General features: G+C 69.6%; 31 protein-coding genes. 17 read left to right on the top strand and 14 right to left on the bottom strand.

Annotated elements, in window-relative coordinates; genetic code table 11:
* Position 1: 1 nt before the first annotated feature.
* The 10 genes from ccdA to TTH_RS07090 all read left to right on the top strand — a co-directional run bounded on the left by ccdA (position 2) and on the right by TTH_RS07090 (position 7,621).
* Positions 2-670 (top strand): cytochrome c biogenesis protein CcdA, encoded by a 669-nt coding sequence (gene ccdA, locus TTH_RS07135; protein WP_011173460.1) that lies wholly within the window; start codon positions 2-4, stop codon positions 668-670.
* A 40-nt stretch (positions 671-710) separates the two neighbouring features.
* The gene (locus tag TTH_RS07130) at positions 711-1,280 is read left to right on the top strand and encodes an ABC transporter ATP-binding protein (protein ID WP_011228658.1); all 570 of its coding nucleotides are present in this window, start codon (positions 711-713) and stop codon (positions 1,278-1,280) included.
* Positions 1,277-1,942: a heme exporter protein CcmB gene (locus TTH_RS07125; RefSeq protein ID WP_011228657.1), complete on the top strand. Its 666-nt coding sequence runs from the start codon at positions 1,277-1,279 to the stop codon at positions 1,940-1,942. The genes TTH_RS07130 and TTH_RS07125 overlap by 4 nt, the downstream gene beginning before the upstream one ends.
* A gap of 61 nt (positions 1,943-2,003) precedes the next feature.
* Positions 2,004-2,690, top strand: coding sequence for a cytochrome c biogenesis protein CcsA (ccsA, locus tag TTH_RS07120; protein WP_011228656.1), 687 nt, complete (start codon positions 2,004-2,006; stop codon positions 2,688-2,690).
* A 91-nt stretch (positions 2,691-2,781) separates the two neighbouring features.
* Complete coding sequence (gene ccmE, locus TTH_RS07115) at positions 2,782-3,210, top strand: cytochrome c maturation protein CcmE (protein ID WP_011228655.1); 429 nt, start codon at positions 2,782-2,784, stop codon at positions 3,208-3,210.
* The gene (locus TTH_RS07110) at positions 3,207-5,138 is read left to right on the top strand and encodes a heme lyase CcmF/NrfE family subunit (RefSeq protein WP_011228654.1); all 1,932 of its coding nucleotides are present in this window, start codon (positions 3,207-3,209) and stop codon (positions 5,136-5,138) included. Before ccmE ends, TTH_RS07110 begins: the two co-directional genes overlap by 4 nt.
* Complete coding sequence (locus tag TTH_RS07105) at positions 5,135-5,671, top strand: TlpA family protein disulfide reductase (RefSeq protein WP_011228653.1); 537 nt, start codon at positions 5,135-5,137, stop codon at positions 5,669-5,671. The genes TTH_RS07110 and TTH_RS07105 overlap by 4 nt, the downstream gene beginning before the upstream one ends.
* Positions 5,668-6,087, top strand: coding sequence for a cytochrome c-type biogenesis protein (locus TTH_RS07100; protein ID WP_011228652.1), 420 nt, complete (start codon positions 5,668-5,670; stop codon positions 6,085-6,087). Before TTH_RS07105 ends, TTH_RS07100 begins: the two co-directional genes overlap by 4 nt.
* On the top strand, positions 6,084-7,064 hold the full coding sequence (locus TTH_RS07095; protein WP_011228651.1) for a c-type cytochrome: 981 nt from the start codon (positions 6,084-6,086) through the stop codon (positions 7,062-7,064). Before TTH_RS07100 ends, TTH_RS07095 begins: the two co-directional genes overlap by 4 nt.
* Before the next feature lie 2 nt (positions 7,065-7,066).
* Positions 7,067-7,621 carry a Rieske 2Fe-2S domain-containing protein gene (locus tag TTH_RS07090; protein WP_011173451.1) on the top strand — a complete coding sequence of 185 codons (555 nt, stop codon included), beginning with the start codon at positions 7,067-7,069 and terminating at the stop codon, positions 7,619-7,621.
* A 50-nt stretch (positions 7,622-7,671) separates the two neighbouring features.
* Here TTH_RS07090 and tyrS read toward each other — a convergent pair whose 3' ends face one another.
* Positions 7,672-8,970: a tyrosine--tRNA ligase gene (gene tyrS, locus TTH_RS07085; RefSeq protein WP_011173450.1), complete on the bottom strand. Its 1,299-nt coding sequence runs from the start codon at positions 8,968-8,970 to the stop codon at positions 7,672-7,674.
* Between the two features lie 22 nt (positions 8,971-8,992).
* Here tyrS and TTH_RS07080 point away from each other — a divergent pair, with 22 nt between their 5' ends.
* From TTH_RS07080 to TTH_RS07070, 3 genes are read left to right on the top strand one after another with little or no spacing between them, the layout of a single operon-like run.
* Positions 8,993-9,370, top strand: coding sequence for a hypothetical protein (locus TTH_RS07080; RefSeq protein WP_011173449.1), 378 nt, complete (start codon positions 8,993-8,995; stop codon positions 9,368-9,370).
* Between the two features lie 60 nt (positions 9,371-9,430).
* Entirely contained in the window at positions 9,431-9,751 is a 321-nt protein-coding gene (gene rpsT, locus TTH_RS07075; RefSeq protein WP_011228650.1) for a 30S ribosomal protein S20, read from the top strand.
* A 9-nt stretch (positions 9,752-9,760) separates the two neighbouring features.
* Entirely contained in the window at positions 9,761-9,844 is an 84-nt protein-coding gene (locus TTH_RS07070; protein WP_008632889.1) for a 30S ribosomal protein THX, read from the top strand.
* Between the two features lies 1 nt (position 9,845).
* On the opposite strand, the gene TTH_RS07065 is transcribed toward TTH_RS07070, so the two are convergent.
* From TTH_RS07065 to TTH_RS07055, 3 genes are read right to left on the bottom strand one after another with little or no spacing between them, the layout of a single operon-like run.
* A complete protein-coding gene (locus TTH_RS07065) occupies positions 9,846-10,586 on the bottom strand; it encodes a DUF4388 domain-containing protein (RefSeq protein ID WP_011228649.1) in 741 nt (246 codons plus the stop codon).
* Positions 10,571-11,449, bottom strand: coding sequence for a homoserine kinase (gene thrB / locus TTH_RS07060; protein WP_011228648.1), 879 nt, complete (start codon positions 11,447-11,449; stop codon positions 10,571-10,573). The genes TTH_RS07065 and thrB overlap by 16 nt, the downstream gene beginning before the upstream one ends.
* Positions 11,450-11,483: 34 nt before the next feature.
* Entirely contained in the window at positions 11,484-12,932 is a 1,449-nt protein-coding gene (locus TTH_RS07055; RefSeq protein ID WP_011228647.1) for a bifunctional ADP-dependent NAD(P)H-hydrate dehydratase/NAD(P)H-hydrate epimerase, read from the bottom strand.
* Between the two features lie 22 nt (positions 12,933-12,954).
* On the opposite strand from TTH_RS07055, the gene TTH_RS07050 reads away from it, so the two are divergent.
* The gene (locus TTH_RS07050; protein ID WP_011228646.1) at positions 12,955-13,719 is read left to right on the top strand and encodes an SIR2 family NAD-dependent protein deacylase; all 765 of its coding nucleotides are present in this window, start codon (positions 12,955-12,957) and stop codon (positions 13,717-13,719) included.
* On the opposite strand, the gene der is transcribed toward TTH_RS07050, so the two are convergent.
* Positions 13,669-14,964, bottom strand: a complete 1,296-nt coding sequence (gene der, locus TTH_RS07045) for a ribosome biogenesis GTPase Der (protein WP_011228645.1) — start codon at positions 14,962-14,964, stop codon at positions 13,669-13,671. The two genes, TTH_RS07050 and der, sit on opposite strands and share 51 nt — an antisense overlap.
* 82 nt (positions 14,965-15,046) lie before the next feature.
* Here der and TTH_RS07040 point away from each other — a divergent pair, with 82 nt between their 5' ends.
* Positions 15,047-15,622 carry a lysophospholipid acyltransferase family protein gene (locus TTH_RS07040; protein ID WP_011228644.1) on the top strand — a complete coding sequence of 192 codons (576 nt, stop codon included), beginning with the start codon at positions 15,047-15,049 and terminating at the stop codon, positions 15,620-15,622.
* Positions 15,619-15,972: a DUF4870 domain-containing protein gene (locus TTH_RS07035; RefSeq protein ID WP_011228643.1), complete on the top strand. Its 354-nt coding sequence runs from the start codon at positions 15,619-15,621 to the stop codon at positions 15,970-15,972. Before TTH_RS07040 ends, TTH_RS07035 begins: the two co-directional genes overlap by 4 nt.
* Here TTH_RS07035 and TTH_RS07030 read toward each other — a convergent pair.
* Positions 15,950-16,327: a 4'-phosphopantetheinyl transferase superfamily protein gene (locus tag TTH_RS07030; RefSeq protein ID WP_011173441.1), complete on the bottom strand. Its 378-nt coding sequence runs from the start codon at positions 16,325-16,327 to the stop codon at positions 15,950-15,952. The two genes, TTH_RS07035 and TTH_RS07030, sit on opposite strands and share 23 nt — an antisense overlap.
* A 52-nt stretch (positions 16,328-16,379) precedes the next feature.
* On the opposite strand from TTH_RS07030, the gene rsmF reads away from it, so the two are divergent.
* Positions 16,380-17,750 (top strand): 16S rRNA (cytosine(1407)-C(5))-methyltransferase RsmF, encoded by a 1,371-nt coding sequence (gene rsmF, locus TTH_RS07025; protein WP_011228642.1) that lies wholly within the window; start codon positions 16,380-16,382, stop codon positions 17,748-17,750.
* A gap of 45 nt (positions 17,751-17,795) precedes the next feature.
* Here the strand turns inward: rsmF and TTH_RS07020 are convergent, their stop codons facing one another.
* The 8 genes from TTH_RS07020 to pilM are packed head-to-tail and all read right to left on the bottom strand — an operon-like array spanning position 17,796 to position 26,074.
* On the bottom strand, positions 17,796-18,842 hold the full coding sequence (locus TTH_RS07020) for a 3-dehydroquinate synthase (RefSeq protein ID WP_011228641.1): 1,047 nt from the start codon (positions 18,840-18,842) through the stop codon (positions 17,796-17,798).
* Positions 18,820-19,374, bottom strand: coding sequence for a shikimate kinase (locus tag TTH_RS07015; RefSeq protein WP_008632876.1), 555 nt, complete (start codon positions 19,372-19,374; stop codon positions 18,820-18,822). Before TTH_RS07015 ends, TTH_RS07020 begins: the two co-directional genes overlap by 23 nt.
* Before the next feature lie 24 nt (positions 19,375-19,398).
* Positions 19,399-20,550: a chorismate synthase gene (gene aroC / locus TTH_RS07010; protein ID WP_011228640.1), complete on the bottom strand. Its 1,152-nt coding sequence runs from the start codon at positions 20,548-20,550 to the stop codon at positions 19,399-19,401.
* Positions 20,551-20,608: 58 nt separating this feature from the next.
* Positions 20,609-22,882 carry a secretin N-terminal domain-containing protein gene (locus TTH_RS07005; protein ID WP_011228639.1) on the bottom strand — a complete coding sequence of 758 codons (2,274 nt, stop codon included), beginning with the start codon at positions 22,880-22,882 and terminating at the stop codon, positions 20,609-20,611.
* Positions 22,879-23,757, bottom strand: a complete 879-nt coding sequence (locus tag TTH_RS07000) for a competence protein (RefSeq protein WP_011228638.1) — start codon at positions 23,755-23,757, stop codon at positions 22,879-22,881. The genes TTH_RS07005 and TTH_RS07000 overlap by 4 nt, the downstream gene beginning before the upstream one ends.
* Positions 23,754-24,335 (bottom strand): type 4a pilus biogenesis protein PilO, encoded by a 582-nt coding sequence (gene pilO, locus TTH_RS06995; protein ID WP_011173434.1) that lies wholly within the window; start codon positions 24,333-24,335, stop codon positions 23,754-23,756. Before pilO ends, TTH_RS07000 begins: the two co-directional genes overlap by 4 nt.
* Positions 24,325-24,948, bottom strand: coding sequence for a competence protein (locus tag TTH_RS06990; RefSeq protein WP_011228637.1), 624 nt, complete (start codon positions 24,946-24,948; stop codon positions 24,325-24,327). Before TTH_RS06990 ends, pilO begins: the two co-directional genes overlap by 11 nt.
* Positions 24,941-26,074, bottom strand: coding sequence for a type IV pilus assembly protein PilM (pilM, locus tag TTH_RS06985; RefSeq protein ID WP_011228636.1), 1,134 nt, complete (start codon positions 26,072-26,074; stop codon positions 24,941-24,943). The genes TTH_RS06990 and pilM overlap by 8 nt, the downstream gene beginning before the upstream one ends.
* Positions 26,075-26,151 lie beyond the last annotated feature (77 nt).

The following is a 26,151-nucleotide window of genomic DNA, read 5'->3' as shown; positions in this document are numbered from 1 at the left end:
TATGTCGCTTTCCTTGACGGCGGCCTTTTTAGCGGGGGTGCTCTCCTTCCTCTCCCCCTGCGTCTTGCCCCTCGTCCCCACCTACCTCTTCTACCTGGGGGGGGAGAGGGGGCGCCCCCTCTTCAACGCCCTCTTCTTCATCCTGGGCTTTGGGGCGGTCTTCTTCCTCCTGGGCCTGCCCTTCACCCTCCTCGGGGGGCTCCTCTTTGAGCACCGCCAGACCCTGGCCCGCGTCGGAGGGGTGGTCCTCGTCCTCTTCGGCCTCTACATGCTGGGCCTGAGGCCCAGGTGGGGGGTTTCCCTCCGCTACGAGGGGGAGACCTCCCGCCCCTTGGGGGCCTTCCTCCTTGGGGCCACCCTGGCCCTGGGCTGGACCCCGTGCATCGGCCCGATCCTCGGGGCCATCCTGACCCTCACCGCCGTGGGGGGCGGGGTGGGGTTCCTCCTGGCCTACATCCTGGGCCTCGCCGTGCCCTTCTTCGTGGTGGCCCTCTTCGCCGACCGGATCAAGGGGTGGCTTAGGCGCGCCGGCCGGATCTCCCACTACGTGGAGGTCCTGGCGGGCGTGGTCCTGGTCCTCGTGGGGGTTCTGCTCTTCACCGGCACCTTCACGGCCCTCAACACCTTCTTCCTGCGGATCACCCCCGAGTGGCTCCAGAGGTACCTCTAGGACCTTTGTCCCCGGAGGCTTCGCCTAGACTGGTGAAGGCATGCTCTTGCGCCTCGAGGCCGTTTCCAAGCGCTTTGGCCGCGACTGGGTCCTCCGCGATCTGAGCCTTGCCCTAAAGCGGGGAGAGGTGGTGGCCCTCTTGGGCCCGAACGGCTCGGGCAAGACCACCCTCCTCCGCCTCATGGCGGGGCTTATAAGGCCCACCCGGGGCCGGGTGGAGCGAAGGGGAAGGCCCCTCTTCCTCCCCAACCCCCCGGCCTTCCACCGCCACCTCACCGCCCGGGAGCACCTCCTCTTTGACCTGGGTTTCCACGGGGCGCAAGGGGACTGGGAGGCGGCCTTGGCCCGCTTCGCCCTTCCCCCGGACCTTCCCCTCGCCGCCTTCTCCAGCGGGATGAAGAAGCGCCTCGCCCTCGCCCGCCTCCTCCTCCTGAGGCCCGACCTCTGGCTTTTGGACGAGCCGGAGACGGCCTTGGACCAGGAGGGGCGGAGGCTCCTTCTGGAGGTCTTGGAGGAGGCCCGGAAGGGCGCCGGGGTGGTCCTCGCCACCCACGACCGGGCCCTGGCCGAGGCGGTGGCCGACCGGGCGGTGTGGCTGGGGGCGGCGTGAGGCGGGTCTGGCTTTTGGCCCTTAGGGACCTCCGCCTCGAGGTCCGGGACCGCCTCGGGGTCCTCTCGGCCCTGGCCTTTCTCTTCGTCAACCTCTTCGTCATGGCCCTGGCCCTGGGCCCGGAGGAGGGGGCGCTCCGCCGGGCGGCCCCCGGGGTCCTTTGGGTGGCCCTGGCCTTCCTCTCCACCCTCCTCGCCACCCGGGCCTTCGGCCGGGAGACGGAGGAGGGGACGCTGGACGACCTCCTTCTCGTTCCCGGGAGCAAGGAGTGGGTCTACTTCGGCAAGCTCCTCTTTCAGCTCCTCGTCCTTTTGCCCTTGGCCCTCCTCGCCCTCTTTGGGGCCGCGGGGTTCTTCCACGTGCCCTTGGAACGCGGGGGGGCCCTCTTCCTCACCCTCGCCCTGGGAAGCCTGGGCTACGCCAGCGTGGCCACCTTCTACGCCGGGCTTTTGAGCCGCCTGAGGGGGCGGGAGGTCCTCCTTCCCCTTCTCCTCTTCTCCCTGGTGGTCCCCGTGGTCCTGGCCTCGGTGCGGGCCACGGCGGGGGTCGCCGAGGGGCTTCCCTTGGGGGAGGTGGCCCCTTGGTGGCAGCTGCTCCTCGTCTTTGACCTGGTCTACGTCACCGCGAGCGCCCTCCTCTTCCCCCTGGTCATGGAGGGGTAGGGGGGTTTACAGAAACTTCACTTTCCCTTGGCTATCCTAGGTGCTGAAGGAGGTTTGACCGATGCAGAAGACCGCGCTGCTTTCCCGCCCCGACGGCCTCACCTGGGCCTTCCTGGGGCTTGGGGTGTTGCTCCTTCCCCTGGGGCTCTACCTCGCCCTCGCCGCGCCCCCGGACGCCAACCAGGGGTATTTGGTCCGGATCATGTACCTGCACGTTCCCACCGCCTGGGTGGGGTACCTGGCCTTTTTCGTCACCTTCCTCTACTCCCTTCTTTACCTCTTCCGCCAGGACCCGCGGCACGACCGGGTCGCCGCCGCAAGCGCCGAGATCGGCCTCGTCTTCATGGGCCTCGCCCTGGTGACGGGAATGCTCTGGGCCCGGCCCACCTGGGGGGTCTACTGGACCTGGGAGCCCAGGCTCACCACCACGGCCATCCTCTTCGCCGTCTACGTGGGCTACTTCCTCCTGCGGGGGGCCATTGAGGACCCCGAGCTTCGCCGCAAGGCGGCGGCGGCCGTGGGCGTTTTGGGCTTCCTCAACGTGCCCATAAGCTACATGTCGGTCAAGTGGTGGCGGAGCCTGCACCAGACCCAGTCCATTGACCTCACCACGGGCAAGATCCACATGGCCCCGGAGATGCTCCAGGTCCTCCTCTTCCACCTCGCCGTCTTCACGCTTCTGTACCTGGGCTTCGTCCGCTTCCGCGGCCTGGTGGCGGCCCTGGAGGAAGCGAAGGAGGAGGCGTGATGGGGGTCTTCGTCACCTGGGTCTACGTCCTCACCTACCTCGCCGTCTTCGGCTACCTGGCCTACCTCTTCTGGCGGTACGGGAGGGCGCGGTGAAGGGGAAGTACCTCCTCGGCATTCTGGTCATCCTGGGCGCTTTGGGGTACATGGTCTTCGGGGGGCTTGGGCGGAACCTGGTCTACTTCCTCACCCCTTCGGAGTACCTCCAGGACCAGGCCAGGTACCAGAACCGCCCCGTCCGCCTCGGGGGGCTGGTGAAGCCCGGAACCGTCCAGTACGACAAGGACCGCCTGGAGCTCCGCTTCGTCCTCACGGACGGGGTGGCGGAGGTGCCCGTCTTCCACAAGGGCACGCCCCCGGGCATGTTCAAGGAGGGGCAGGGGGTGGTGGTGGAGGGCCGCTTCCAAGAAGGGGTCTTCCAGGGCACCAACCTCTTGGTGAAGCACTCGGAGACCTACCAGCCCCCCAAGGAAGGCTGGACCCCGGAGGAGGTGCGCAAGCTCATTGAGGAGGCCCAATGACCCCGGCCCTTCTCGGCAACCTCGGCGTGAGCCTGGCCCTGGCCTTTAGCCTCCTGGGCCTGGGCCTCGCCCTCCTCGCCTACCTCCAGGGGGACGGGCGCTTCCTAAGGGGGGCGCGGGCCCTCGTGTTTCCTGCCTTCCTCGCTGCGCTTGCCGCCTTCCTCGCCTTGGAGTGGGCCCTTCTCGTCCACGACTTCAGCCTGGCCTACGTGGCGAGGAACCACTCCACCAAGGACCCCCTCTGGGTGACCCTGGTGACCCCGTGGGCGGCCCTCGAGGGCAGCATCCTCCTCTGGGGCCTCCTCCAGACCCTCTACACCCTGCTCGCCAGCCGCAAGCCCTTGGACCCCTGGCGGGCCTCCCTGGTCCTCGCCGTGCTCTTCGGCATCCAGGTCTTCTTCTTCGGGGTCATGGCCACCATCGCGAGCCCCTTTGAGACCCTGCCCGACCCGCCTCCCGACGGCGTGGGCCCGAACCCCCTCCTCCAGAACCACTGGATGATGGCCGTCCACCCCGTCCTCATGTACCTGGGTTTCGTGGGCCTGAGCGTGCCCTACGCCTACGCGGTGGCGGCCATGGCCACCCGGCGCTACCAGACCTGGGTGGAGGAGACCAGGTGGTGGACCCTCATCGCCTGGGGCTTCCTCACCGCGGGGAAGGTGGCGGGGATGTGGTGGAGCTACGAGGTCCTGGGCTGGGGCGGGTACTGGGCCTGGGACCCGGTGGAGAACGCCAGCTTCATCCCCTGGCTCCTCGCCACGGCCTTCCTCCACACGGCCTTCGTCCAGCAGACCCGGGGGGCCTTCAAGACCTGGAACTTTGCCTTCGTGACCCTGGCCTTCGCCGCCACCCTTCTCGGCACCTTCCTCACCCGAAGCGGGGTCATCCAGTCGGTCCACGCCTTCGCCGAGGGCCCCGTGGGGCCTGCCTTCCTCGGCTTCTTCCTCTTTGCCACGGGCCTTGGCCTCGGCCTCCTCTCCCGGGTCTCCCGGGAGGTGCGGGACACCGCCCTTTTCCACCCCCTCTCCCGGGAGGGGGCGCTTCTCCTCGGGGCCTTCTTCTTCGCGGGCTGGGCCCTCGTGGTCGTCCTCGGCACCTTCTACCCCCTTCTTGTGGAGGCCTTCACCGGGGCCAAGGTGAGCGTGGGGGCCCCCTTCTTCAACCAGGTTTCCGCCCCCCTGGGGGCGGGGATCCTCCTCCTCATGGGGGTGGGGCCCCTCCTCCCCTGGCGCAGGGCCCGGGGGGAGGTTTTGCGGAACCTCCTCGTCCTTCTCCTCGCCCTCGCCTTGGGGACCCTATTCGGCCTCCTCCGGGGCTACACCTTGGGGGCCTCCTTCGCCTTGGGGCTCTTCCTCTACAACGCCGCCGCCATCTACCTCCTGGCGCGGGAGGGGGTTTTGGCCCGGGTGCGGGCGGGGCTTTCCCCCTGGGGCTTCTTGGCGAACCGCAGGCGGGTGGGAAGCCTCGTGGTCCACTTCGCCGTGGCCCTCATGGGGCTTGCCATCGCCTTCAGCCAGACCTACCGCCTGGAGAGCGAGAAGACCCTCTACCGGGGAGAGGCCTGGGAGGTGGGGGGCGTGCGCATGACCTTCCAGGGGGTGCGGGCCTTGGACGAGGGGCGGCGCTTCGCCGTGGAGGCCCTTCTAGAGACCGACCGCTTCGGGGAGGTCAGGCCCAGGCTCCACTTCTACCCCCAGATGAATAGCCCCCTTCCCGCCCCCAAGGTCATTTACACCCCGGGGAACGACTACTACTTCCTCCTCATGGACTTTGACCGGGAAAAGGGGGAGTGGGCCTCCCTAAGGCTCATCGTCACCCCCTTGGTCTTCTGGATGTGGGTGGCGGGGGGGCTCATGGCCCTGGGCACCCTTTACATCCTCTGGCCCGCGGCGAGGCCGGAGGAAGCTAGGGGGGTGAGCCCGGCGTGAGGGGGTGGCTCTGGCTCCTCGTGGTATTGGCCCTGGGAGGGCTTTTCTGGTGGGGGATGCAGCGGAACCCCGAGGAGCTCCCCTCCGTCCTGGCCAAGGAGCGGAGGCCCGCCCCCGACTTCACCCTCCCCCTCCTTCCCCCCTACCGGGCGGAGTGGGGGGAGGCCTTCCGCCTCGCCGACCACCTGGGCAAGAGGCCCATCGTCCTCAACTTCTGGGCGAGCTGGTGCTACCCCGCCTGCTACGAGGAGGCCCCCATTTTGGAGGCCTCCTGGCGCCGCCACCGGGAGGAGGTCCTCTTCGTGGGGGTGAACACCCAGGACAAGCAGGAGGAGGCCCTGAGGTTTATCGCCCAGTTCGGCCTCACCTTCCCCCAGGTCTACGATCCCCGGGGCCGGGTGGGCGTGGACTACGGGATGTACGGGGTGCCCGAGACCTTCTTCATTGACCGGGAGGGCCGGGTCCTCGCGCGGCACGCCGGGGCCATTGACGAGGCCACCCTGGCGCGTTACCTGGAGGAGGCGTTGCGATGAGGTGGGTTGTTCTGCTCATGGCCTTTCTTCTTCCCGCCCTGGCCCAGGAAGCGCCGCCCCCAGACCTTCCCCCGGAGGTCTTCCGCATCGCCCGGGAGCTCCGCTGCCCCGTCTGCCAGGGGGAGTCGGCGGCGGAGAGCAACTCGGGGGTGGCGGTGGAGATGCGCCGGATCATCGCCGAGATGCTTCAGGAGGGGAAGACGGAGGAGGAGATCAAGGCCTTCTTCGTGGAGCGGTACGGGGAGTGGATCCTCTACGCGCCCCCGAGGCGGGGGGTGACCCTTTGGGTCTGGGTGCTCCCCGTCTTGGGGCTTCTCCTCCTCGGCCTCGGCCTCTTCGCCTACTTCCGGCCCAAGCCGCTTCCCAAGGAGCTCTTGGAGGAGGCGGAGCGCCGCCTTAAGGAGCCCCCGAGATGATGGCCACCCTGTTCTTCCTCGCCCTCTTTCTCCTCGGCCTCCTCCTCGCCCTAAGGCCCCTCCTCGGCCCCAAGGAGCCCTTCCCCGAGCCCCCAAGGCGGGAGGAGCTCCTTAGGGAGCTAGAGGTCCTCAAGGAGGAGGTGGAGGCCCTAGAGGGAGAGGAAAAGAAGCGGGCCCTCGCCCGCATGGTGGAGGTGGAAAGGCTTTTGGAGGGCTACCGTCCTCCCGCCCCCCGGCCCTTCCGCCCCTGGCCCGTGGCCCTGGTCCTGGGGGCCGTGGTCCTCCTCGGGGTGGGCCTTTGGCGCTACACCCTGCCCCGCCTGCCCGGGGAGACCACCGTGACCCAGCGCCAGGAAGCCCGGGAGCTCAAAGCCCTCGCCGACAAGGCCAGGCGCACGGGAGAGGTGGAGGACCTCCTCGCCTGGGGCCGCAGGGCCTACGAGCTCCAGGCCTTTGACCAGGCGGCGGAGGCCTACCTGGAGGTCCTGAAGAAAGACCCCAAGAACGTGGAGGCGGTGCGCCGGGTGGGGATCCTCCTCTTCATGGGGGGGAGGCCCGAGGAGGCGAGGATTTTCCTGGAAATCGCCCAGGGCGCCGACCCCGAGGCCGCCGAAGGGTGGCTTTTCCTGGGGAACCTCTACTTCCAGGAAGGGCGGATGCAGGAGGCCATCGCCGCCTGGGAGAAGTACCTGGAGGCCGGGGGCGAGGCCAAAGAGCGGGTGGAGGCCCTCATCGCCATGGCCAAAGCCCAAGCCCAAGGGGGAAAGGACGGGAGGAGCGTCTACGAAGCCCGTTGCGCTGCCTGCCACGGCCTTCAGGGGGAAGGGGGCGTGGGCCCAAGGCTTAAGGGGAACCCCATCCTGAAGGTGCCTGAAGCGGTGCGGGAGATCGTCCTCCAGGGCCGGGGGACGATGCCCGCCGTTCCCCTTTCCGAGGAGGAGCTTGAGGCCCTTTTGGGCTACCTGGGAAGCCTCTAGCCATGAAGCGGCGCGACCTCGTCTTCTACCTTCCCGTGGCGGTGGCCGGGGGGTTTTTCGCCTGGTTCGGGGTGCGCACCTACAACCTCCGCTTCCGTCCCCGACCCGAGGCGGGGACGCCGACCTGGAAGGCGGGGCCCAGGGTGGCCGTGGCCCGGCTCGGGGAGCTTGGGGTGTGGCAGGCGAGGCCCTTCCTCTACCCCCTTCCCCTGGGGGAGCTCAAGGCCTTCCTCCTCCGCCTTCCCGAGCCCGCTCCCGGGGGGCTTTCCGTGGGGGAGGAGCACTACCTGGCCTTAAGCCGCATCTGCACCCACCAGGGGTGCACGGTGAACTTCGTCCCCGACCCCGAGGCGGCCTCCCTCCTCTACAACTTCCGCTACGAGAGGCCCTTTTTGGGCTGCCCCTGCCACTTCGGGGCCTTTGACCCCCTGCTTGGGGGAAAGGCCGTCTACGGCCCCCCCCGGTTTCCCCTTCCCAGGCTCCGCCTCGAGGCGGAAGGGGAGACCCTCTACGCCACCGGGCACGAGGTGCCCCTAAGGCCCATGGAGGGGGGCTAAATACCCCGCCGGGGCTTTCGCCTCGGCGGGGGCCCCAAGAAGGGGTGGCTTCAGTCCGAAAGCCGCACCCGCACGAAGCGGTCCTTGCCCCGCTGCAGGATGCGGGGCCGGGAGAGGTCCACCTGGAGCATGGGGTCGGTGAGGACCTCCCCGTCCAGCCTCAGGCCCCGGTTCTGGATGAGCCTCCTCGCCTCGGCGTTGGAGGGGGTGAGGCCCGCTAAGGTAAAAAGCCTCGCCACCCAGATCCGGCCTTCCTTCAGCTCCGAGGCGGGGATGGTGACCTCGGGGATCTCCTCGGGGATTCCCCCTTTGGCCACCTCGTCGTAGCGGGCTTCCGCCCTCCTTACCTCCTCGGGGCCCGCCTCCTTGTCCCGCCCGAAGGCCTCCCAGGCGTAGCCGAGGCTTTCGTAAAAGGCCCGGTCTATCCGGGGGGGGATCTGGGGCAGGGCGTAGGCCGCGGTGAGGAGGCGGGCGAGGACCCGGTGGGCGGGGACGGGGCCCGCCTTTAGGAGGGCCTCTATTTCCTCCTCCTCCAGGTCCGTGAGAAGCCGGAAGTAGCTCGGGAGGAGAGGGTCCGGCACCCGCATGAGCTTCTTGAACATCGCCTCCGGGGGCTCGGTGAGGCCGATGTAGTTGTCCAGGCTCTTGCTCATCTTCTCCCGCCCGTCAAGGCCCACGAGAAGGGGCATGAGGAAGCAGACCTGGGGGCTTTGCCCGTAGGCCCGTTGCACCTCCCGGCCCACCAGGAGGTTGAAGCGCTGGTCCGTGCCCCCCATTTCCACGTCGGCCCTTATGGCCACGGAGTCGTAGGCCTGGGCGAAGGGGTACAAAAGCTCGTGCAGGGAGATGGGAATCCCCGCCTCGTACCGCTTCTTGAAGTCCTCCCTTTCCAGCATCTGGGCCACGGTCATGAGGGAGGTGAGGCGCACCACCTCCTTGAAGGTGAGGCCCTCCAGCCACTCGGAGTTGTAGCGGAGCTCAAAGAGGTGGGGCTCCTGCCTGAGGATCTTCCCCGCCTGGGCCACGTAGGTCTTGGCGTTCTCCCGGGTCTCCTCCAGGGTGAGGGGGGGCCGGGTCTTGGAACGGCCCGAAGGGTCCCCGATCATCCCGGTGAAGTCGCCGATGATGAGGACCACCTTGTGGCCGAGCTCCTGGAACTGGCGCATCTTCCTCAGGACCACCGCGTGGCCCAGGTGCAGGTCGGGCCTCGTGGGGTCGGCTCCGAGCTTGACCGTGAGGGGCCGCCCCTCCTTGAGCTTGGCGAGAAGCTCTTCCTCGGGGACGATCTCCTCGGCCCCCCGCTTGAGGAGGGCCAGGGCCTCTTCCGGGGTGTGGCCGGTGCCCGCCATGTGCCCAAGTATACTTAGGCCAATGCGGACCCTGCTCTTTCTGGCCCTGGCGGCCCTGGGCCTCTACTGGTACGCCGAGCGGTACGGCCTGGCCGTGGGCTACCCCCCCTTCCTCCCCGTCTTCTACTGGAAGTACACGGGGGAGGCGGAGTACCCCGTCCGGGTCACGGGCCTCTACGACGCCTTGAAGGTGAAGGTCTCGGGGAGGCTGGAGGAGGGGAGGCTCAGGGTCGTCCTGTTGCGGGACGGCCGCAAGGTGGGCGAGCGGACCTACGGCGGCGCCTTCCAGGACGAGGTGCGCTTCGGCGTGAGCCCCGGGGCGTACCTTCTCCGCTTTGAGCTCCAGGGGGCCAAGGGCCAGGTGCGCTACGACTGGGTGACCACCAAGTTTGCCCCTTAGGCGCAGGGTGTGCTACACTGGGCCCTGGTTTGCCCCCGAGGGGGGCCAAAGGGGAGAACGATGGCGCAGAAGAAGCCCAAGAGGAACCTTTCCGCCCTTAAGCGGCACCGGCAGTCCCTGAAGCGCCGGCTCCGCAACAAGGCCAAGAAGTCGGCCATCAAGACCCTCAGCAAGAAGGCCATCCAGCTGGCCCAGGAGGGCAAGGCGGAAGAGGCCCTGAAGATCATGCGCAAGGCCGAAAGCCTCATTGACAAGGCGGCGAAGGGCTCCACCCTGCACAAGAACGCCGCTGCCCGCAGGAAGTCCCGGCTGATGCGCAAGGTCCGTCAGCTGCTCGAGGCCGCGGGGGCGCCCCTCATTGGCGGCGGCCTCAGCGCCTAAGGAGGGCGTATGGGCAAGGGCGACCGCAGGACCCGGCGCGGCAAGATCTGGCGCGGCACCTACGGCAAGTACCGGCCCCGGAAGAAGAAGTAGGCTATTCGGCCTCCTTCTCGGCTTCCCAAAGCAGGTCCCTGAGGAGCCACCCCCGTCCCGGGGGGGTTAGCTCTTCCTGGGCCAGGGCCCGGATGAGGTAGCGGCGCACCAAGCCGAGGGGGACCCCTTCGGCCACGATCTCCCCCAGGTTGCGGGAGCCGTCCAGGAGGGCGGCGAGGTGGCCGAACTCCTCCAGGGTCTTGGTCTTCCTCCCCACGTGCCGGATGCGGAGGGCGAACCAGCTGTAGCGGCGGAGGGGGTAGAGGTCGCCTTCCCGCACCCCCATGTAGGCCCGCTCCATGGCGATGATGAGGGGAACGCCCCAGGCCTTGGCCGCGGCCCGCACGCTTTTCCCTCCGAGGAAGGCGCCGTAGGGCTCCCCGGGGCGGATGGCCTCGAGGACCCGGCTCGGGGAGTCAATGAGGGTGCGGAACCGGTCCCACTCGTCGTTCACCCGGGCCCACTCCCCGAGGAGGACGGAAAAGGGCATCAGGGCCTGGGCCGCCTCCGGGGGCCTCTTGGGCACGAAGCGGAAGACTCCCTCCTCCGGGTGGAGGGGGAAGGCGAAGAGGGCGTCCGGCCCTTCCCAGTCCAGGATGCTCGCCCCCACCACCTCCCCCAGGGCGAAGCGGAGGGTGAGGGGAAGGGGCCCGGTGCGCACCTCCAGGACCCCGGAGCGCCTATGGGCGTGGACCAGCTCCAGGACCTCGGTCAGGGGGATGGCCTTCAGGTCTCCTTCCAAAAGTATCCCTCCCCTATGCCCAATACCAGCGTGCGCCCTTCCGGGCCCCGGTAGGCGGAAAGGGCCCGGATCACGGGGGCTTCCTCCCCGGCGCGCGCCAGGGCGGCCAGGGTGGGCCCCGCCCCGCCCACGAAGGCCGCCAGGGCCCCGGCCTCTAGCGCGCCTTCTATCGCCTCCAGGACCCCGGGCATGAGGTGGGCCCGGTGGGGCTGGTGGAGCCGGTCGCGGCAGGCCTCCCTCAGGGCCTCGAGCCTCCCCGAGGAAAGCGCCGCGGGCCAGAGGGCGCTTCTTGCCAGGTTGTAGATGGCGTCCTCCAGGGGCACCTCCCGGGGCAGGGCCTCCCGGGCCAAGGGGGTGGGGACCTCGTAGGGGGGGACGGCCAGGACGAAGCGCACCCCTTCGGGCCTCGGCAGGGGGATGGCCAAGGGGGGGTCGCTCAGGGCGGCCACGAAGCCCCCGTAGACCGCCGGGGCCACGTTGTCGGGATGGCCCTCGAGCCCCGCCGCCACCCGGAAGACCCCCTCCCGCCCAAGCCTCCCCCCGGAAAGCCGGTCCGCCAGGGCCACCCCGGCCACTAAGGCGGCGGAGGAGCTTCCCATGCCCCGGGCCAGGGGGATGGGGTTGAAGGCCCGCACCCGCAAGGGGAAGGGCTCTAGCCCCAGGGCCCGCATCCCGGCCCGGTACCCCTCGTGGATCAGGTTGTCTGTACCCTCCACATGGCCTTCCCCCTCGTAGAGGAAGGCGTCCTCCGGGGCGGGGTGGGCCTCCACCTCGAGGTAGAGGTCCAGGGCCACCCCCAAGGCGTCAAAGCCCGAGCCCAGGTTGGCCAGGGTGGCGGGGACGTAGAGGCGGGGGAGGTCCATGGCGCCGGGCAAAACCCCACCCGAATATACCAGGCTACCGCGGGAAGAAGGCCGGGGGCACCCTTCCCTCCTGGAGGAGCCTCCTTGCCCGGGGGAGGGCCTCCGCCACCTCCCGGGCGAGGAGCCCCACCCCCTTCTCCTCGGCCAGGAGGTCCCCGGCGAGGCCGTGGAGAAAGACCCCAAGCCTGGCCGCGTCAAAAGGCCTAAGCCCCGCGGCCAAGAGGGCGGCGATGGCCCCTGAAAGCACGTCCCCCGTCCCCCCTGTGGCCAGGGCGGGGTTTCCCGTGGGGTTCACGGAAAGCCTTTCCCCTTCCGCCACCACCGTGGGGTTCCCCTTGAGGACCACGGCAAGCCCCGTCCGCTCCGCCAAGGCCCGGGCCGCCCCCAGGGGGTCTTTGGCCACTTCCTCAGGGGAAATCCCAAGGAGCCTCCCCGCCTCCCCCGCGTGGGGGGTAAGGACGGCGGGGACGCCCGCCTTCCGGTAGGCCTCGGCCACCTCCGGGTGGAGGGCGTCCGCGTCCAAGACGGTGGGAAGGCGGGCCTCCAGGGCCTTTAGGGCCCACGCCCTCCCCCAGGGCCCCCCGCCCATCCCCACGGCCAGGGCCTCCGCCTTGAGGGGGGGAAGGGCAGGGGAGGGGACGGGGTGGAAGACGGCCTCGAGGGGCTCTAGAGGCGTGCCCTCCGGCGCCACCAGGTGCACGAGCCCCGCCCCCATGCGGTAGGCCCCAAGGGCGGCGAGGAGGGGCGCCCCGGCGTAGCGGAGGTCCTCCCCCTGGTACCCCCCTAAGACCCCCACCCGGCCCACGCTTCCCTTGTGGGCGGTGAGGGGGCGCCTGGGGAGGAGGGGCCTTAGGGCCTCGGGACTTGCCACCTCGGGGAGGTCCTCCCTTTCCAGGAGGGGCTTGGGCAGGCCGATCTCCGCCAGGTAAAGCTTCCCGCAGGCCTCCCTCTGGAAAAGGTGCGGGGTCTTGAGGGCGGCGAAGGCCACGGTGGCCGTGGCCCGCACGTGGGGGCTAAAGGGGAGGCCCGAGGGGAGGTCCAGGGCGAGGACGGGGAGGCCTGCCCGGTTCACCCGCTCCACGAGTTCGGCGTAAAAGTCCGTGAGGGGCCCTTTAAGACCGGTGCCGAAGAGGGCGTCCACCACCACCTCCCCCTCCCGGAAGGAAGCCTCCTCCAGGGGCCTTACCTCCACCCCGTGGGCGAGGAGGGCCTGGAGGGCGAGGAGGGCGTCCCCGGTTTGGCCCCCTGCGGCATAGACCCGCACCCCTACCCCCTCCAGGAGGAGGTGGCGGGCGAGGACGAGGCCGTCCCCGCCGTTATTCCCCTTGCCCGCGAGGACGAGGGCGGGGGCCTTGCCGAAGAGCTCCAGGTAGACCCTCGCCGCCTTCATCCCCGCCCACTCCATGAGAAGGAGGCTCGGGTAGCCCCGCTCCACGGCCTTCCGGTCCGCCTCCCGCATGGCCTCGGGGGTGAAGAGCCTCATGGGTTAAGGATACGATGGGGCCATGGAGCGGTTGGAGGAAGCCCGGAAGCGCCTGGAGGAGGCGAGGCGGGTGGCGGTCCTCACGGGGGCGGGCATCTCCAAGCCCTCCGGCATCCCCACCTTCCGGGACGCCGAGGGGCTTTGGAAAAACTTCAACCCCCTGGACTACGCCACCCCCGAGGCCTACGCCCGGGACCCGGAGAAGGTCTGGGCCTGGTACGCCTGGCGCATCCAGAAGGTGCGGGAGGCCAAGCCCAACCCGGCCCACTACGCCCTAGTGGAGCTGGAGAGGCGCATCCTCTCCCGGGGGGGAAGCTTCCTCCTCGTCACCCAGAACGTGGACGGCCTTCACGCCCTCGCGGGAAGCCAGAACCTGGTGGAGCTCCACGGCAACCTCCTCAGGGCCCGGTGCGAGGCCTGCGGGAAGCGGTTTCCCTTGCCGGAGGCCTTCGCCCCGCCCCCCTTCTGCCCGGCCTGCGGCCACCGGGCCCGGCCCGATGTGGTCTGGTTCGGGGAGTTTCTGCCGGAAGGGGCTTGGGAGAGGGCGGAAAGGGCCTTCGCCGAGGCCGACTTCGCCTTGGTGGTGGGCACCAGCGCCGAGGTGGAGCCCGCGGCCTCCTTGGGCCGGATCGCCTTCGCCTCGGGGGCCTACCTGGTGGAGGTGAACCCCGAGCCCACCCCCCTCACCCCCCTGGCCCACCTCTCCTTGCGGACGGGGGCGGTGGAGGGGATGGCGCTACTCCTCCCTCCTTCCCCGGAAGACCAGGCGGAAGGGCACCTCTCTTAGGCCCAGGTCCTCGCCGATGCGGTTTTTCAGGTAGTTCTCAAAGGCCCGGGTGACGAACTCCGGGTGGTTCACGAAGAAGACGAAGGTGGGCGGGGCCACCTCGGGCTGGGTGGCGTAGAGGATCTTGAGGGGCTTGCCCTTGAAGTTCGGCATCTGCACGCGGCTCGTCCAGACCGCCACCCAGCGGTTGAGCTCGGCGGTGGGGACGCGGGTCTGGTTGAGTTCGTGAAGGCGCACCGCCTCCCGGAAGATCCGGTCCAGGTTCTGCCGCGTCAGGGCGGAGGTGAAGACCCGGGGGAGGTGGTCCAGGTGGGCGAGCTTTTCCCGGAGGAGGCGCCGCATCTTGGGGGCGTCCTCCTTGTCCACCAGGTCCCACTTGGTGATGACCAAAAGGACGGGCTTGCCCCGGTCCAGGGCCTCGTTGGCGAGCTTGAGCTCCCGGTCCCCCACCTGGAAGGGGTCCACCACGAGGAGGACCACGTCCGCCTCGTCCATGGCCCTAAGGCTCCGCCGGATGGCGAGCTCCTCCACGAGGTTTTCGGGCCGCTTGCGGATCCCGGCGGTGTCCACGAGGACGAAGCGCTGGCCGCCGAAGAAGAACTCCACGTCAATGGCGTCCCGGGTGGTGCCCGGCTCCTCGGAGACGATGACCCGCTCCTCCCCCAGGATGGCGTTCAAGAGGCTGGACTTCCCGGCGTTGGGCCGGCCCACGATGGCGAGCCGGATGCCCGCCACCTCGGGCTCGGTCTCTATCTGGCGTACGGGAAGCCTCTCCCAGATGGCCTCGAGGAGCTCCTCCAGCCCCCTCGCGTGCTCGCTGGAGGTGGGGATGGGGTCGCCGAAGCCGAGGCCGTAGAGGGGGCCCAGGTAGAGCTCGTGCTTGGGGTCGTCCACCTTGGTGGCCACGAGGATCACGGGCTTCCCCTTCCTCCGCAGGTACTCGGCCACCTCGTAGTCCGCCTGGGTGAGCTCGGCCCGCCCGTCCACGGCGAAGAGCACCACCTCGGCGTCCTCCAGGGCCCGGTCCACCTTCTCCTGGATCTTCTTCTCCCACTTGTCCCCGGACCAGAGCCCCCCCGTGTCCACCAGGAGGAACCGGCCCCGGTCGGTTTCCACCACGCCCTCTTTAAGGTCGCGGGTGACCCCGGGCACGTCCGCCACCACCGCGCTCCGCTTCTTGAGGAGGCGGTTGAAGAGGCTGGATTTGCCCACGTTGGGCCTGCCCACGATGACCACCTTGTGCATGCGCCCTCCACGAAAAGGGGTGGGGAAGGCCCCACCCGGCGTTACCCTTTAGTGTACCACACGCGGTATACTCCTAGGAGGCATGCAGAAGCTCGCCCGCTTTCTCCTGAGGCTTTTCGGCTGGGAGCTTAAGGTCGCGCCCCCTCCCTCGCGGAAGTACGTCCTCATCGGCGCCCCCCACACCTCCAACTGGGACTTCGTGGTGGGCCTTTTGGCCCTTTGGGGGGCCCGCATCCGCGCCCGCTGGCTGGGCAAGAAGGAGCTCTTCAAGCCCCCCCTCGGCCACCTCATGCGGGCCTTAGGGGGCATCCCCGTGGACCGTTCCCGGCGGGAGGGCCTCGTGGACCAGGTGGCGGAGATCTTCCGCCGGGAGGAGGAGATCGCCATCCTCATCACCCCGGAGGGGACCCGGGGCAAGGCCCCCTACTGGCGCACCGGGTTTTACTACATGGCCCTGAAGGCGGGGGTGCCCATCGCCCTGGGGTACGCCGACTTCCGGCGGAAGGAGGTGGGCATCGGGGGCTACCTCTACCCGACCGGGGACATCCGCCGGGACTTCGCCGCCATCCGGGCCTTTTATCAGGACAAGACGGGCCTGAGGCCGGAGAAGCAGGGGCCCATCCGCATCCGGGAAGAGGTGGAGGAGGTGGCCTGGTGATCCCTTCCCCGGAGGAGCGGACCTGGGCGGCGGTGGCCCACCTGGCCCCTTTGGTGGGGTACTTCCTCCTCATCGGCCAGGTCCTCCTCCCTCTCGCCATCCTCTTCTTGGGGCCCAAGACCCCCTTCGTCCAGGCCCATGCCAAGGAGTCCTTGAACGGCCAGATCAGCTACACCCTTTACGGGCTGGGGCTTTTCCTCCTGGCCCTCACCGTGGTGGGGATTGTTGTTGTGTATCCCTTAGCCCTCGCCCTTTTGGCCTTGGTGCTTTGGAACATGGTCCGGGGGGCTTTGGCGGCGGGAAGGGGAGAGGTCTACCGCTACGCCTTCATCCTCCGCCTCGTGCCCTAGCCTCGAGGACCACCACCGCCAAGGCGTGGCTCCGCTCGTGGCTTAGGGAGAGGTGGGCGAAAAGCCCTTCCTCCGCCATGCGGGCTTCTATTCGGGGGGCGAAGCGAAGGGCGGGCCTTTTCCCTTCCATCCCCACCCAGACCTCCTTCCAGGAGAGGCTTTCCGGCCAGCACTTCTGGAAGGCCTCCTTGGCCGCAAGGCGGGCGGCGAGGCTCGGGAAAGGGTTTTGGCGGGCGAGGGCGTAGGCCACCTCCTCCTCGTGAAAAAGCCGCCTCAAGGCCCTCTCCCCGTGGCGGGAAAGGAGCCTTTCCACGCGGGCGATCTCCACCAGGTCGGCCCCCAGGGCGACGATCATGGGCCCATGGTATCCCTTGAGGCCTTCGGGCCTTCCGTGCTAGGGTACACGGGTGCTGCCCAAGGCCTTCCTTTCCCGCATGGCCGAGCTTCTGGGCGAGGAGTTTCCCGCCTTCCTCAAGGCCCTCACGGAGGGGAAGCGCACCTACGGCCTCCGGGTGAACACCCTGAAGCTTCCCCCCGAGGCCTTTCAGAGGATCTCCCCCTGGCCCCTACGGCCCATTCCCTGGTGCCAGGAGGGGTTTTACTACCCCGAGGAGGCCAGGCCCGGCCCCCACCCCTTCTTCTACGCCGGGCTCTACTACATCCAGGAGCCGAGCGCCCAGGCGGTGGGGGTCCTCCTGGACCCGAAGCCCGGGGAAAGGGTCTTGGACCTCGCGGCGGCCCCGGGGGGCAAGACCACCCACCTCGCCGCCCGCATGGGGGGGAAGGGGCTTCTTTTGGCCAACGAGGTGGACGGCAAACGGGTGCGGGGCCTTCTGGAGAACGTGGAGCGCTGGGGGGCCCCCCTCGCCGTGACCCAGGCCCCTCCCAGGGCCCTGGCCGAGGCCTTCGGGACCTACTTCCACCGGGTCCTCCTGGACGCCCCCTGCTCGGGGGAGGGGATGTTCCGCAAGGACAGGGAGGCCGCGCGCCACTGGGGGCCCTCGGCGCCCAAGAGGATGGCGGAGGTGCAGAAGGCCCTCCTGGCCCAGGCCTCGAGGCTCCTGGGGCCTGGGGGGGTGTTGGTCTACTCCACCTGCACCTTCGCCCCCGAGGAGAACGAGGGGGTGGTGGCCCACTTCCTCAAGGCGCACCCGGAGTTCCGCCTCGAGGACGCCCGCCTCCACCCCCTTTTCGCCCCGGGGGTGCCGGAGTGGGGGGAGGGGAACCCGGAGCTCCTTAAGACCGCGAGGCTCTGGCCCCACCGCCTCGAGGGGGAGGGCCACTTCCTCGCCCGCTTCCGCAAGGAGGGGGGGGCCTGGAGCACGCCGCGCCTGGAACGCCCTTCCCCCCTCTCCCAGGAGGCCCTGCGGGCCTTTAGGGGCTTTTTGGAGGAGGCGGGGCTTACCTTGGAAGGCCCCGTCCTTGACCGGGCAGGCCACCTCTACCTCCTCCCCGAGGGGCTTCCCACCCTCTTGGGCCTCAAGGCCCCTGCCCCGGGCCTCTACCTGGGCAAGGTGCAGAAGGGCCGCTTCCTCCCCGCGAGGGCCCTCGCCCTCGCCTTCGGGGCCACCCTCCCTTGGCCCGAGGGGCTTCCCCGCCTCGCCCTTACCCCGGAAGACCCCAGGGCCCTGGCCTTCGCCACGGGGGAGGGGGTGGCCTGGGAGGGGGAGGACCACCCCCTGGCCCTCGTGGTCCTGAAGACGGCGGCGGGGGAGTTCCCCCTGGACTTCGGCAAGGCCAAGCGCGGGGTGCTGAGGCCCGTGGGGGTGGGGCTTTGAGGCCACCCCGTGCCGGCTTGCGCCGGGGTTCCAGGTTGCGGGCGCCTAGCGGAGGAGGCCAAGCCCTTTAAGCTCCTCCCGCCAGGCGGCGAAGGCCTCCCGGAGGAGGCCTTCGGGCAAGGGGCGCACCACAAGCCTCCCCGGGGCCAGGGGCACCACCCAGTGGAGGCTTTCCGAGACCTTCTTCTTGTCCCGGAGGAGGTAGGGGAGGAGGTCTTCAAAGGCCAAAGGCGGCAGGGGAGGGGGGGAGAGCCAGAGGAGGAGGCGGCGCACGGGGGGCAAAAGGTCCTCGCCCCCGAGGGCCCTTCCCAGAAGGGCGGCGTAGAGGAGGCCGTAGGCCACGGCCATCCCGTGGGGGAGGGCGTGGCGGGTTTGGGCCTCCAGGGCGTGGCCCAGGGTGTGGCCGAGGTTTAAAAGGCGCCTTTTTCCCTTCTCCAGGGGGTCTTCCTCGGTGACCCGCACCTTCACCGCCACCGCCCTGGCCAAGAAGGCCTCGAGGCGGGGGCTTTGCGGCGTGAGGTCCTCCACCTTGAGAAGGGCCTCGTCCCCGGCGATGAGCCCGTGCTTGAAGGCCTCCACCAGGCCCTCCTTGAAGGTGGGGAGGGGAAGGGTCTTAAGCGCCCTAAGCTCGGCGTAGACCCCTTGGGGGAAGTGGAAGGCCCCCACCAGGTTCTTCCCCTCGGGCAGGTTGATCCCGGTCTTCCCCCCCACGCTCGCGTCCACGATGGCCAAGGTGGTGGTGGGGAAGGCGAGGTAGGCCACCCCCCGGAGGTAGGTGGCGGCCACGAAGCCGCCCAGGTCCGTGAGGGTCCCGCCCCCCACCACGAGAAGGGTGGCGTTCCGGGGAAGCCCCTTTTCCGCAAGCCAGGACAGGACCTTCCCGTAGACCTCCAAGGACTTCGCCGCCTCTCCCCCGGGGAGCCCCAGGAGGTGGCGCACGCCCAGGGCCTTCGCCACCTCCTGGGCGAAGCCCTCCACCCTCCGGTCAAAGAGGAGGGCGGCGGGGCCCGCAAGCGGGGGGACCTCCTTCAGGACCCCTTCCCCCACGAGGATGGGGTAGGGGACGGGTTCACGCACCTCTAGCCTCTGCATGGCGCCAGAGCTTCTCTACGATCTCCTCCACCACTTCCTCCACGCGACGCCCGTCGGTGGAGACGTGGATGTGGGCCTTGCGGTAGACGGGGGCCCGGGCCTCGAGGAGGGTCCGGATCCTCTCCAGGGGGTTTTCCACCTGGAGGAGGGGCCTTTCCCCGGGCTTGCGCATGGCCCTTTCCAGGATGGTCTCGGGGCTCGCCCATAGGGCCACCACGGGCCCGCGGCCGAGGAGGGCCTTTTGGCTTTCCGGGTCCATGAAGGTTCCCCCGCCCAGGGAGAGGACCAGGTAGTCCTTTCCCACGAGCTCCCGCACCGCTTCCTTCTCCATCCTGCGGAAGGCCTCCTCCCCGAGGTGGCGGAAGATGTCGGGGATGGAGATCCCGGTGCGCCGCTCAATGTAGCGGTCCAGGTCAATGAAGTGGAGCATGAGCGCCCGGGCGAGCTCCCGCCCGATGCGGCTTTTCCCCACCCCCATGAACCCGGTGAGGGTGACGAAGGTGGCGGGACGGGGAACCTCGAGGCGGGCCATCCTCCCATCCTACCTGGGCCGGGCTCAGTAGGCCCGCACCCGCTCCCGGTAGCGCTCCACCCGTTCCTGGATCTCCTCCATGGTGTCCCCCCCGAACTTCTCCAGGTAGGCCTGGGCCAGGACGATGGCCGAGAGGGCGCAGAGGATGACGCTCGCCGCGGGCACCGCCGTGGTGTCGCTTCTCTCCCTGGCGGCGTCCTTGGGCTCGTGGGTCACCACGTCCACGGTGGGAAGGGGCTTCATCAGGGTGGCGATGGGCTTGAGGGCGGCCCGGACCACGAGCTCCTCCCCCGTGGTCATGCCCCCTTCCAGCCCCCCTGCCCGGTTGGTCTTCCGGTAGAAGCCCCGCTCCGGGCTCCAGTAGATGGCGTCGTGCACCTCGGAGCCCCGCTTCATGGCGTTTTCAAAGGCGGGGCCGATCTCCACCCCCTTCACCGCCGGGATGGAGAGGGCCATCTGGGCCAGCCTCCCGTCCAGCTTCCGGTCCCAGTGGACGTGGCTCCCAAGCCCCGGCACGAGCCCCCGGAAGCGGGCCTCAATGATCCCGCCCAGGGTGTCCCCCTCGGCCTTGGCCTGGTCAATGCGGCGGATCGCCTCGGCCTCCGCCTCGGGGTCGGTCATGCGCAGGGGGCTTTCCTCAATGCGGGGCACCAGGTCCCAAGAGAAGGGCACCTTGGCCCACACCCCCGCCATCCCCGGGACGTACCCCACCCCCTCCACCCCGAGGAGGGAGAGGAGCTTCAGGGCCACGGCCCCCACGGCCACCCGCATGGCCGTCTCCCGGGCGCTCGCCCTTTCTAGCACGTCCCTCAGGTCCTTGTGCCCGTACTTCATGCCCCCGGCGAGGTCGGCGTGGCCCGGCCTGGCCGCGGTCAGGGCCCGTTTCCTGGGCCAGTTCCCCGGGGCGGGGTCCATGATCTCGGCCCAGTTCTTGAAGTCGGCGTTCTTGATGGCCAGGGCCACGGGGGCGCCCGTGGTGCGCCCGCCCCTCACCCCGGCGCGGAACTCCACCCGGTCGCGCTCAATGACCATGCGCCGGCCCCGGCCGTAGCCCTTCTGCCGCTTCTCCAGCCAGGGGTTGATGTCCTCCTCGCTGAGGGGAAGCCCGGCGGGAAGCCCTTCAATGATGGCGAGAAGCTCGGGCCCGTGGGACTCGCCTGCCGTGAGAAACCGCATGGGGACATTGTAGGCCAAAGGGGGGCCCACGGGCCCCCCTTGCGGAACGCCCGGCCTCTTAGGGGTTCGCCGAGGCCGTCTCCTTGAGGATGTCGGCGGTGATCACCACCAAAAGCTCCTTGTCGGTGCTCTCGTTCGTCCGCTGCTTGAAGAGTTCGCCGATCAGGGGGATGTCCATGAGGAGGGGCACCCCCTGCTGGCTCTGGTTGGACTCCTGGGAGGTGAGGCCCCCGAGGACCACGGTCTCCCCGTCTTTGACCCTGAGGGTGGTGGTCACCACCTGCTTGGTGAAGCGGTCCACGTCCCCGTCCACGGGGTTGCGCTGGACGTTCCCCGAGATCTCGGCCTTGATGTTGAGGAGGATCTGGCCGTCGGCGGTGATCTGGGGCGTGACCTCCACGATGAGCCCCACGTCAAAGGGGACCCGTTCCACCTGGTCGTTCACCACCCGCCGGATGAAGAAGGTCTCGCCGGACTGCAGGCGGGCGGTCTGGTTGTTGAGGACGGTCTGGTTCACGTCCCGGAGGGCCCGGGAGAGGCCCTGTTGCTGCAGGGCGTCCAGGGTGGCCATGATGTTGAGGGCGGCGAGGCTTCGCGTGGAGTCAAAGATGAGGGAAAGGCCCGAGTCCAGGATGCTGGCCGCCACGTTGCCGCCGGCGATGCTGTTCCACTTGAGGCCGAGGCTACGGGTCAGGTTGGACTGGACCTCCTGGATGCGCACCCGCAAGGAAACCTGGGGCACGGGCTGGTCCAGCTTGGGGATGAGGCCCTCCACCAGGGCGAGGTCCTCCTGGGTGCCGGTGACGATGAGGGTGTTGGTCCTGGGGTCGGCCACCACCGTGGCCTCCCGGGTGGGGAGGGCCTGGTTCTGCTGGCCCTGGTTTTGGGCCTGCCGGGCCTTGAGCGCCTCCTGGAGCACCTGGGCGAGCTCCACCGCCTTGGCGTTGGAGAGCTGGTAGGCCCGCTGGAACACGGGAGGGCCTTGCTCGGGGGCCCGGTCAATCTGGGCGAGGAGGCTTTCCACCTCGGCGAGCTGCTTCTCCGTGCCCCGCACCGAGAGGACGGGCTGGCCGGGAACGGTCTGGACCACGATCCCCGGCACCTCCCGGGCGAGGAAGGGGGCCACCTGCTCGGCGTTGGCGTAGCGCAGGGGGTAGAGGCGCCGCAAGGTGGCCTCCTGGGGGGCTTGGGGGGCCTGGGGGGGGACGTCCAGGGCCTTCAGGATCTCGGCGAAGAGGGCGTGCTCCGCCTCGGGGGCCTCGAGGAGGAGGGCCTTGGGGTTGCCGGGGAGGCTTTCCAGGCGGGCCCCCTTGAGGTCCTTCTCCAGGAGGGGCTTTAGGCGCTCCTGGGCCTCAGCGAAGGTGAGGTTCTGCAGGGCGTAGACCCGGCGGACGGTCTTGGGGACGTCGGCCGTCTTTAGAAGCTCGCTCAAGCGGGCGTGGTCCTCCTCGGTGGCGAGGACGATGGCCCTTTGGGGGTTGGTGGGGACCACGCTGATCTGGGCCTCGGGGAGGCGGGACTGGAGGAAGGCGAGGAGTTCGGGGAAGGTGGCGTAGGTGAGGGTGTAGGTCTTCTCCACCCGGGGCTTGGGCTGGGCCAGGGCGGGGAGGGGGCGGAAGTCAATCCCGGCCCGCTGCAGAATGTCGGAGAAGCGGGCGTGCTGCTCGGGGGTGGCGAGAACGGAGAGAACGGCCTTGAGCCTCCCGCCCTCCTCCACCACGATCCAGTTCACGTTGAGCCCCGCGGCCTCCCGGGAGAGGAAGGGGAGGAGGTCGTTCTGGACCCAGGCCTTGGCGCCCTCAATGTTGACGACCGTGCGGGGCTGGCCCTGGGCGTCCGTCTCCGTGCGCTTGTAGGCGATCTCGGGGATGCCCACGATGTAGGGCCTACGCTCCATGGCCCCCGTGCGGCTCGGGGCGTCCACCAGGGCGGTGATCACCTGGGTGGGGGCCACCACCACCACGTCGGGGGGCAGGAAGAGGTAGTCCAGGCTGTACTGGTTGCCGTAGGTGGCGAAGAGGAGGTCCCAGACCTCCCGGAAGGGCTTGCCCTGGAAGTCCAGCTTGATGTTGGGCAGGGGGGGCTGGGCCTTGGCGGGGTCCCCGCTTGGGTCGTAGGCCCGGTAGATGAGGGGCTGAAGCCCCACGCTCCTTGCCAGGGCCTCGAGGACCACGTCCAGGGGCAGGGTCTGGCCCGCCTTGACCTGGGATTCCGAGACCTTGAGGTTCACCGGGGCCTGGAAGCGGGGCTCCTCGGGAAAGCTCCCCGCAAGGGCAAAAGCCCCTAGCCCTGCGAGGGCGATCACGGCCGCACGGATCCACGCGCTCTTCATTGGCCACCTCCAGCTTGGACGAGGGACAGGCTCAAGGTTTCCTCCTTCAAGGCCAGGGTCACGCTTCCTTCCTCCACCTGGCGCACCACGGCCTCCGTGCCGGGGATGGGGCTTCCCGCCGGGACGACGAGGTAGCCCTCCTTGCTCTCCAGGATGGCCACGCTCACGGGGCCGAGCAGGGTCCCCGAGAGGCGGAGGCCCTTTTCCGCCACCAGGCGCTCCAGCGGCGAGGCCGGGGTGGGGGCCTTCTCCGCCCCCTTTTCCTCGGGCCCGGGGAGGGGGGCCTCCACGAGCGCCGTGGGCACGGCGACCTTGGGCGGCGTCTCCCTGGCCTGGGGCAGGGGGGCGGACAGCGCGGGGGAGAGGATCTTGGGCGCCGGGAGGGCGCCGGAGGTCCCGGGGATGGGCCGGGTGGCGGGGGCCGCCTGGGGGGCTTGGGCGGGGGTCTGGACCCGGACGGCGGGCCCCTCGGGGACGGGCGTGGGGCGGGAGGCGGAGGCCGGAGGTGGGGGTGGGGTTTCCACCACCAGGGGGACGAAGGGGTTCGGGGGCGGGGGCTCGGCCCGGGCCACGGGGGCAGGCGGGGGCGCCTGGGCCTCCTCTTGGGAAGAAGCGGGCGCCTGGGCCTCCTCTTGGGCCGGGGCTTCGGCCTGTGGCTTGGCCTCTTCCTGGGAGGCGAGGGGCGGGATCGGGGGGGCCTCGATGACCTGCGTGGAGGGGACCGGGGTGGGCGCTTCCGCCACCTGGGCCGGGAGGTAGAGGCCCACGTACCAAAGGGCCACGTTCCCCACGAGAAGGAGGGCCGCCAGGAGGAGCTTGGTGGACCTGGGCAGGTTGGCCCAGGCTTCCTTCAGGCGTTGCCAGGCGTTCTTCATGGGGTGCTCCCTCCCGTTTCCGCCTCCACCCCCTGGGCCAGCACGTAGACGGTCAAGGTGAGGCTGGTGGCGAGGGTGGGGTTCGCTTCCTGGCTCTGGACGCTCAGGTTGAGGCCGGAAAGGGTGCTGAAGCGGGAGAGGTCCTCCAGGCGCCGCAGGTAGGCGTAGGTTTCGGGGAAGGGGGCCTCGAGGGCCAGGGCCAGGTTCACGGCCCGCACCTCGGGCACCGGGGCCGAGGTGCGGCTTCGGGTGAAGCTTCGGACCACCACCCCGCTCGCCTCCGCGTCCTGGAGCACCTCGGAGAGGACCTCGGCGAGCCTTTCCTCCCGGGGCAGGGCCCGGAGGAAGGCGAGCCTTTGGGCCTGAAGGGCGGCGATGGTGGCGCGGAGCTCGGGAAGGGCCCGGCGGGCCTGGAGCCCGCGGTTGCGCTCTATGGTGAGGCGGTCAATCTCCTGCCGGACGGTGGCGATCTCCTGCCTCGTGGGCACGATGAGCAGGTAGTACCAGAGGAGCCCCAGGAGGGCGGTGAGGACCATGGCCAGGAGGGCCCACTCCCGCTGTCCCAGCCTAGCGAGCACCGCTTTCACCCCCCGTCACGCCCACGCGGGCGCTGAAGGTGTAAAGCCCCCGGCCCTCGTCCAGGGAGGCCCCCTGGAACTCAATGCCGAACCGGGGGGAGGTCTCAAAGGCCCGGATGAACCGGACCAGGGCCTCCCGGCTCAGGGCCTCCCCCTGGAGGGCGAACTCCACCCGGATCCGCTTGCCGTCGTAGGTGCCTTCCTGGGCCAGGCGGGCGGCCTCCTCTTCCGAGAGGGCGCGGGCGCTCACCGAGCGGAGGGCCACCTCGAGGCGCCCCCCCGCCCTGGGGATCTGGTTGATGAAGGCGGCCAGGTACTGGGACCAGGGCACGGCGTTTTTCTCCAGGCCTTCCCGGATGGCGAGGAGGGCCTCGAGGGCCTTACGCTCCTCCTGCAGGCGGCCGAGCTCGGCGATGAAGGGCCTCAAGGCCTCCACCTCCGCCTGGAGCTGGTCCCGCTCCGCCTTGGCCAGGGAGAGCTCGGTGTAGGCGGTGTAGTGGACGAGCCCCAAGACCCCGAGGACCACGAGGGCGAAGAGGAGGGCGAGGAGGCGCCACCAGCCCGGCTCCACCCGGCGCCGGAGGTTTTTGGGGAGAAGGTTCAGCCTAATCAAGGGGCTCCACCCCCCTCAACGCCAAGCCCAGGGCTACGGCGAACTCCGGCCCGATCTCCTGGAGTTGCTCCGACTCAAAGCGCTTGGGGTCCACCGCCACCGCCTCCCAGGGGTTGACGGGCTCAAAGTTCACCCCCAGGGTGTCGGTGAGGAGGGAGGCGAGCCCCCTGAGCTTGCTCCCCCCGCCCAGGAGGTAGCCCACCTCGGGCGAGGCCTCCTCCAGCTGGATGCGGAAGAACTCCAGGCTACGGCGGAGCTCCTGGGTGAGCTCCACCAGCACCGGGCGGATGGCGTCGTAGATGCGCCCCGGGCTGTAGCGCTCCCGCTCGGCGTCAAAGTCCAGGAGGAGCTCCTCGTCCTCGGTGGGGAGGGTGGCCATCCCGTAGGTCCGCTTCACCTCCTCGGCGGCGAGGAGGTCCAGGTTGAAGCTTCGGGCGATGGCCTCGGTGAAGTCCTTGCCCGAGAGGGTGAGGACGCGCACCGCCAGGGGCTTGTCCCCCCGGAGCAGGACGAGGCTCGTGCTCTCGGCCCCGATGTCCAGGGCGAGGAAGACCCGGTCGGGCTCCTCCGCAAGCCTGGCCTCCAGAGGGTAAAGCCCGGCGAAGGGCTTCACGTCCAGCACCACGGGGACGAGCCCCGCCCCCCTCAGGGCCTCGAGGACCCCCGCCACCGCCTCCTGCCGCGCCGCCGCCACCATCACCTGGACCTGCTCCCCCTCCTGCACCTCGGAGAGGGGGGTCAGGGGGGCGAAGTCCAGGACCACCTCGTCAATGGGGAAGGGAATGTAGCGCTCCGCCTCCCAGCGCACCGCCTCCTCCATCTCCTTGAGGGGCATCTTGGGGACCTGGATGGGGCGGAGGATGACCGCCAGGTTGGAGAGGGCGGTGACCACGTAGCGCTTGCGGGTGCGGGCCTCGAGGAGAAGCTCCTTGATCTCCTGGGCCAGCGCGGCGGGCTCGGCCACCATTCCCTCCATCAGGAGGCCGGGCGGGGTGGGGCGGGAGGCCAGGGCCTTGAGGGCAGGGGGGTTCCCGGACACCTCCACGAGCTTCAGGGCGGAGGCCCCGATCTCCAAGCCCAGGGCCTCAACCCTGGGTCGGAAGAGCTGGCTAAGGCTTTTGAACACACCCCCTCCTTATACCGGCGCCTTCGGGAAGGCCAACTGCGAATCCCTAGGGCTTAGCATAACGCTTTTTCTTCATC

This window comes from Thermus thermophilus HB8, assembly GCF_000091545.1.
GTDB classification, from domain to species: domain Bacteria; phylum Deinococcota; class Deinococci; order Deinococcales; family Thermaceae; genus Thermus; species Thermus thermophilus.
The sequence above is the reverse complement of the archived record's forward strand: the minus strand, read 5'-3'. Positions and strand labels throughout refer to the sequence as shown.

Bases quoted from the DNA above. Each gene is read 5' to 3' on its own strand.
- ccdA (WP_011173460.1), top strand. From the start codon at position 2: ATGTCGCTTTCCTTGACGGCGGCCTTTTTAGCGGGGGTGCTCTCCTTC.
- TTH_RS07130 (WP_011228658.1), top strand. From the start codon at position 711: ATGCTCTTGCGCCTCGAGGCCGTTTCCAAGCGCTTTGGCCGCGACTGG.
- ccsA (WP_011228656.1), top strand. From the start codon at position 2,004: ATGCAGAAGACCGCGCTGCTTTCCCGCCCCGACGGCCTCACCTGGGCC.
- TTH_RS07110 (WP_011228654.1), top strand. From the start codon at position 3,207: ATGACCCCGGCCCTTCTCGGCAACCTCGGCGTGAGCCTGGCCCTGGCC.
- TTH_RS07100 (WP_011228652.1), top strand. From the start codon at position 5,668: ATGAGGTGGGTTGTTCTGCTCATGGCCTTTCTTCTTCCCGCCCTGGCC.
- TTH_RS07095 (WP_011228651.1), top strand. From the start codon at position 6,084: ATGATGGCCACCCTGTTCTTCCTCGCCCTCTTTCTCCTCGGCCTCCTC.
- TTH_RS07090 (WP_011173451.1), top strand. From the start codon at position 7,067: ATGAAGCGGCGCGACCTCGTCTTCTACCTTCCCGTGGCGGTGGCCGGG.
- tyrS (WP_011173450.1), bottom strand. From the start codon at position 8,970: ATGGCGGGCACCGGCCACACCCCGGAAGAGGCCCTGGCCCTCCTCAAG.
- TTH_RS07080 (WP_011173449.1), top strand. From the start codon at position 8,993: ATGCGGACCCTGCTCTTTCTGGCCCTGGCGGCCCTGGGCCTCTACTGG.
- rpsT (WP_011228650.1), top strand. From the start codon at position 9,431: ATGGCGCAGAAGAAGCCCAAGAGGAACCTTTCCGCCCTTAAGCGGCAC.
- TTH_RS07070 (WP_008632889.1), top strand. From the start codon at position 9,761: ATGGGCAAGGGCGACCGCAGGACCCGGCGCGGCAAGATCTGGCGCGGC.
- thrB (WP_011228648.1), bottom strand. From the start codon at position 11,449: ATGGACCTCCCCCGCCTCTACGTCCCCGCCACCCTGGCCAACCTGGGC.
- TTH_RS07055 (WP_011228647.1), bottom strand. From the start codon at position 12,932: ATGAGGCTCTTCACCCCCGAGGCCATGCGGGAGGCGGACCGGAAGGCC.
- TTH_RS07050 (WP_011228646.1), top strand. From the start codon at position 12,955: ATGGAGCGGTTGGAGGAAGCCCGGAAGCGCCTGGAGGAGGCGAGGCGG.
- der (WP_011228645.1), bottom strand. From the start codon at position 14,964: ATGCACAAGGTGGTCATCGTGGGCAGGCCCAACGTGGGCAAATCCAGC.
- TTH_RS07040 (WP_011228644.1), top strand. From the start codon at position 15,047: ATGCAGAAGCTCGCCCGCTTTCTCCTGAGGCTTTTCGGCTGGGAGCTT.
- TTH_RS07030 (WP_011173441.1), bottom strand. From the start codon at position 16,327: ATGATCGTCGCCCTGGGGGCCGACCTGGTGGAGATCGCCCGCGTGGAA.
- TTH_RS07020 (WP_011228641.1), bottom strand. From the start codon at position 18,842: ATGCAGAGGCTAGAGGTGCGTGAACCCGTCCCCTACCCCATCCTCGTG.
- TTH_RS07015 (WP_008632876.1), bottom strand. From the start codon at position 19,374: ATGGCCCGCCTCGAGGTTCCCCGTCCCGCCACCTTCGTCACCCTCACC.
- aroC (WP_011228640.1), bottom strand. From the start codon at position 20,550: ATGCGGTTTCTCACGGCAGGCGAGTCCCACGGGCCCGAGCTTCTCGCC.
- TTH_RS07005 (WP_011228639.1), bottom strand. From the start codon at position 22,882: ATGAAGAGCGCGTGGATCCGTGCGGCCGTGATCGCCCTCGCAGGGCTA.
- TTH_RS07000 (WP_011228638.1), bottom strand. From the start codon at position 23,757: ATGAAGAACGCCTGGCAACGCCTGAAGGAAGCCTGGGCCAACCTGCCC.